This window comes from Protofrankia sp. CiP1_Cm_nod2 (assembly GCF_920664355.1).
Classification (GTDB): Bacteria; Actinomycetota; Actinomycetes; order Frankiales; family Frankiaceae; genus Protofrankia.
In genome coordinates this window covers 5,887-9,444 of the sequence record NZ_CAKKTL010000192.1, presented here as the reverse complement: position 1 = coordinate 9,444, position 3,558 = coordinate 5,887, and the positions used below count along the sequence as shown (strand labels likewise).

The following is a 3,558-nucleotide window of genomic DNA, read 5'->3' as shown; positions in this document are numbered from 1 at the left end:
GCCGGGCCGGCGTCGCCCGGACGTGTCTCCTGGGTGCGTCGTCGCGATGTCCGGGATCTCTTGAGAAGCCCGCCATTGTGACTATCAGCGCCGAATCTGTGACGGCCACGTTAAAAGGCGCTGGTTCGCGGGCGCCACCGCGGCTGTGGCGGCACAGTAAGCGGCTGTGCCGCGTTCGTGTACCCGGTGCGGAGCGGCAGGGCCGTGCCAGGGCGTAATGTACGTCACATCGCCGGCTGACTTCTTAGCGCAGGGTCATATCCCATCCTCGTCCTAACGGTGTCTGCGGAGGGCTCATGACCACCGAGCGTGACCGCCAACAGGGGTGGTCCGCGCGCGGACCCGAACTGGTGACCTGTCTGCCGGAAAGGCCCTCGGCCGGACACGGCCACCGGCCACGGCGCGGAGCTGTCGCTGTCCACGGCACCGCCGGCCTCGCCCCGAGCCCGGCGGAGCTCCAGCGCCTGCGCCGGGTCGCGGACGGCCAGGAGGAGGCGGACCTGATTGTCCACGGCGGCACGCTGGTCGTCGTCCACACCGGTGAGCTCCAGCGCCGTGACCTGCTGATCGTCGGACGGTTCATCGCCGCGGTGACGCGGCCCGGGGCGTTGGGGGCCCGCCGGGGGCTGGACGCGTCCGGCCGCTACCTCCTGCCCGCCTACGTCGACGAGCGCATCCAGGTCGAACAGACCCTGCTGACCCCTGGCGAGCTCGCCCGCGTCGTCGTGCCCCGGGGAACGGTCACCCTGCTGGCGGACACCAGCCGGTTGACCGGGCTGTACGGGCCGCGCGGCGGACAGCTCGCCACCGCCACCCGCACCCCGATGCGGCTGCTGGAAGCACCGTCCGTGCCATCGGCCATACCGCCCATGCCCGCGGTGAGGGCGGCGATGGTGCCGCGGCAGCCGGTTTCCTTACCCGAATCCGCCGGAGAGACGTCACTGGACGTCACCGGCATGGCCGGGACGCTCCCTGTGGGGCCCGAGCCCACCGGCGGGCTCGCGGGGGCCGGCCCCCTGCCCGGCTCCGGGCCGGCGTCGAGGCTGGGGGCGGGGTCCGGGCTGGGGCCGGCGAGCCCACCGGCCGGGCGGACCGCTGACGACGACGCCTGGGAGGCTCTGCTGGACGCCTCCGGCGGGCGTTCGCTCATCGATCTTGTCGTGCACGGCCATCTCGACCGGGACGTCCGCCGGGCGGCCAGGGCGGGCATGGACCCGATGACCGCCGTCCGCATGGCAACCCTCACCCCGGCCCGCCGCCACGGCCTGGACCACCTGCTCGGGTCGCTCACGCCGGCGCGGCTGGCCGACATCCAGATCGTCAGCGAGATCGCCGGGCCCCGGCCGCCGGAGGTCGTGCTCTCCGGTGGCCGGCTGGCCGCGGAGCGGGGCCGCCCGCTGTTCGACAACCTCGACGTCGTCCCCGCCTGGGCCCGGGAACGGCTGTCACTGCCCTCCGGGCTGCACGGCGGGTCGTTCACGGTACCGGCGGCGCCCGTCGGTACCGCCGGTCGGGGCGTGAACGCGGCCGAGCTGCGTATCACGCAGGATGACTATCCGTATGTTGAAAGCGTCGTGGTGCGGCCGGCTACCGTCGACGGCGCTACTGGCTGCCCCGGGGCGGATCCGGAACGCGACCTGCTGAAGGTGGCTCTTGTCACCTGCCGTGTGCATCGGGACCGCCCCGCCGGGACACGGGCCGGGTTCATCCGCGGGATCGGCCTGCGCCAGGGGGCGATCGGGATGACCACGAGTGTGGCACCCGGCGACCTGGCCATCATCGGGGCCGGCGACCACGACATGATGACGGCCGCCCGGGCGCTGGAGGGGATGGGCGGCGGTTTCGTCGTGGTCGACCGCGGCTGGGTGCTGGCGGCCTGCCCGCTGCCGGTGGCCGGCGTGATGAGCGACGCCCCCTGGGACGCCGTGCGCGACCAGCTGGACGGCGTCGACGCGGCCGCCGCGGCCCTCGGCTGCACGCTCGCCGCACCGTTCCTCACCCTCGCGCCGCTGGGCCAGCGGCTCTATCACCCGCCCTTCTGACGGACAGGCCTGCCCGCCCGCCCGAGTAAGCGGCCCCTCGTGTCGCCTGCTCGGGCAGGCGCGGCCGGAAGCCCGCCGTCCGCCCGTCCGCCCGTCCGCGGAAGTGATCTGCTCGTTCTCCTGGCGGAATGCCCGGCTGTCTCTCCAGCGGCCCGGCCTGTCCGTCTTCCCCCCACCGTGTCCGGCACGTCGGGCAGGTCGTAGCTTTGGCGGCGTCGGCCGAGGCGAGGGCCACGGGTTCCGCGGGCCGACATGTGGGGGATGCACGGGCGGCGCATCCGTGCGTGGGGAATCAGAGAGTGGGGGATCTAATGCGTTTGGCGCCTGTGACGGGCCACGTGGGAACATCGCGGCTTCGTACCGCTCGCACCGTGACGGCCGGAGCCGGTGCGGGCCTGGCACTTCTGCTCGGCGCGTGTGGCGGATCCACGTCGCCGTCCTCCGTGGCGGGTGGGCCGGCGACAGCGGTCGAGGCCGTGCGGAGCATCGCGTCGGTTGATCTGCCGACCGATCTGCCGACCGATCTGGCGCTGCCGTCGCGCACGCCTCCCGCGGCGGCGGGTACGGCGGCTCCTCAGGCCGCCACGACCGCGACGGCGGGTGTGGCGGCCCTGAAGGGAACGGTCGTCTCCGCGGGCTTCCCGTTCCCCAGGGGCGCTGTCCCCACGGTCTCGGTGTCCAAGCCTCAGCACGCGACGATATCGCTACAAGGCGTGACACCGGCCGCAGCACTCCAGTTCTACCGGCAGGCGCTGCCCGCCGCCGGTTACAAGTTCCTGCAGCAGGGCGGCTCGGACGGCAGGACGAAGCTCACCTTCGAGGGGAAGGGCCAGAACATCCAGCTCCTCGTGGGCGGTGACGGCAGTCCGGATCTTGTCCTGCTCCTCTTCGAGAACCTGTAACAGCGGAATGCGTAGGTGGAAAACGCTGCTGTAACAACGGTTTCCACCTACGGACGCGGAAGCTGTAGGTGGAAACCGTCGCCGCGGTGATGGTTTCCACCTACAGTCTCCGCCGTGTGGGCTTCCGGAGGAGGCAACGGCCGGCGCCACGGGGCGGTCGGTGCCACCGGGCCGACGCCACGGTGGCGACGCGATCCCGAGGAGCGCGGTCCCGGCGGGAGGGGCGTTGTCGGGGAGAAAAACCGGCCTTGGTCGCAGCTTTCTTCTCGAGCGTCCCGGACGGTCGTTGCAACCGCGGCGATTGTTGGGACAACCGCTGGTCGCGGAACCACGGGCGCCTGGTCCGAGCTGGTGTTTCATGCCGCTGGCCGCCGGTTTGGAAAGGCGGCGGCCAGCGGCGGTACGCGCGGGCAAAAGGCGGGGTGGGTGGCGGCGCCCGCGAGGCGGATGGGAGGATATCGGTATCGGGATTCCGGTCGTCCGCACCTATACGTTTCACACGTATGCGTTTCATGCGTGTGTGTTTCATACGTTCCGGTGCGCGTTCGCGCGTGTCGGCAGCCGGTACGAGCCGATGACGGGCTGGCTCATGGGCGGACGCGCCCATGGCGGCC

2 protein-coding genes are annotated in these 3,558 nt (G+C 72.1%); both read left to right on the top strand.

The genetic code is table 11. The features are described from left to right. The first annotated feature begins 296 nt into the window (after nt 1-296). The gene (locus tag NBW84_RS24490) at nt 297-2,042 is read left to right on the top strand and encodes an adenine deaminase C-terminal domain-containing protein (RefSeq protein ID WP_445548759.1); all 1,746 of its coding nucleotides are present in this window, start codon (nt 297-299) and stop codon (nt 2,040-2,042) included. A 476-nt stretch (nt 2,043-2,518) separates the two neighbouring features. Beyond that, the gene (locus NBW84_RS18485; RefSeq protein WP_250285996.1) at nt 2,519-2,944 is read left to right on the top strand and encodes a hypothetical protein; all 426 of its coding nucleotides are present in this window, start codon (nt 2,519-2,521) and stop codon (nt 2,942-2,944) included. Nucleotides 2,945-3,558: the final 614 nt, after the last annotated feature.

Coding starts and splice junctions, on each gene's coding strand:
- NBW84_RS24490 (WP_445548759.1), top strand. CDS start 297: ATGACCACCGAGCGTGACCGCCAACAGGGGTGGTCCGCGCGCGGACCC.